Genomic DNA, 1,162 nt, shown 5'->3' on the forward strand with positions numbered 1-1,162 from the left:
CTTAGAGAACAAATATTTATTTTTCGATGGAAAATTCTCATTTTAATTTGCTTTAAATCTTGACATAGCACCATGGACTATGCTGCAAGCTGGAGAGAATCGTAGTATCTCTGTCGCTTGATCATTGGAGGAAGACCACCATTGGCGGTACAGATCCTCCGATTGTTCCAGTAACTGATGAAGTATCTCCAGATCATAACATTAAGTTCCTCCACCGTCAAATCCTCAGTGTTGACCCTGTCGTAGAGCAGTTCACTCTTCAGACGAGCCCACATGCTTTCGCATTTTGCATTATCATGGCAAGTCCACCAGCACTATTCATACTCTGAACGATGCCATATTTGGCTAATGTTGTGCGATAGAGTTCGCTGGTGTACTGTGTCCCGTGATAAGAATGAAGAATTGCCCCACGGATCTCCGGATATGCCATATAAGCATTCTCGACCGTGTGCTGGCAGAGAGTAGCTTTCATGTTTGTCTCCATTGCCAGACCAAGAACAGCTGAATCGAAGCAATCAAAAATGCCAGATACGTAGAGTTTACCATCTTTAGCCTTAATCTCGGTTATGTCAGTTACACACTTGGTCAGAGGTTGATCTGCTGTAAAATCCCGTTTTACGAGATCATCTGATTTACGAGCTTCTTTATCTGCCTTGGTAATACCATTTGGCTTCCGTTTAGGGCGATGGCTGAGTCCAATCTCTTTCATGACTCTATAAACGGTACGCTCACTTGGAATGTGCACGCCCTCTGGCTGCTTAAGCTGTAGTGCCTGATACATTCGGATACGACCATAGGTATCGTTGCAGGTATCTTCAGCATTGATTTCTCGCATAGCATCCGCCAAATCCTGATCTTTCACTTTCTTGCGAAGCATTGCAAGCTATTCTGCAATACTCATTGCGGATTCTGGAGTATGGGATCCTTCTCCAATATCCATACCTCCAGAGTTGGCTGCTTTCAACCAAGTATGAATAGTTCCCTCCGGAACACCTAATTCTTTGGATGCTTTAGCGCCACCAATTTCACGTGCAAACTTCACTGCCTGAACCTTGTATTCATGATCGTACTTACGTTGACTTCGTGCCATAGTTTTGGAACCTCCTCATGGCAGGAGGTTCTTTTTATGGGCAAATTTCAAACAAAGTGAATGATTTTTTCT

At 43.5% G+C, this 1,162-nt stretch carries 2 protein-coding genes; both read right to left on the bottom strand.

Going from position 1 to position 1,162, the window contains the following annotated elements; translation table 11 throughout:
• Positions 1-259: 259 nt before the first annotated feature.
• Positions 260-877: a DDE-type integrase/transposase/recombinase gene (locus tag I6E26_RS10995; RefSeq protein WP_235321909.1), complete on the bottom strand. Its 618-nt coding sequence runs from the start codon at positions 875-877 to the stop codon at positions 260-262.
• A 6-nt stretch (positions 878-883) separates the two neighbouring features.
• Positions 884-1,090 carry a hypothetical protein gene (locus I6E26_RS11000; RefSeq protein WP_235321910.1) on the bottom strand — a complete coding sequence of 69 codons (207 nt, stop codon included), beginning with the start codon at positions 1,088-1,090 and terminating at the stop codon, positions 884-886.
• Positions 1,091-1,162 lie beyond the last annotated feature (72 nt).

This window comes from Anaerovibrio lipolyticus, from assembly GCF_021531495.1.
GTDB lineage: Bacteria > Bacillota > Negativicutes > Selenomonadales > Selenomonadaceae > Anaerovibrio.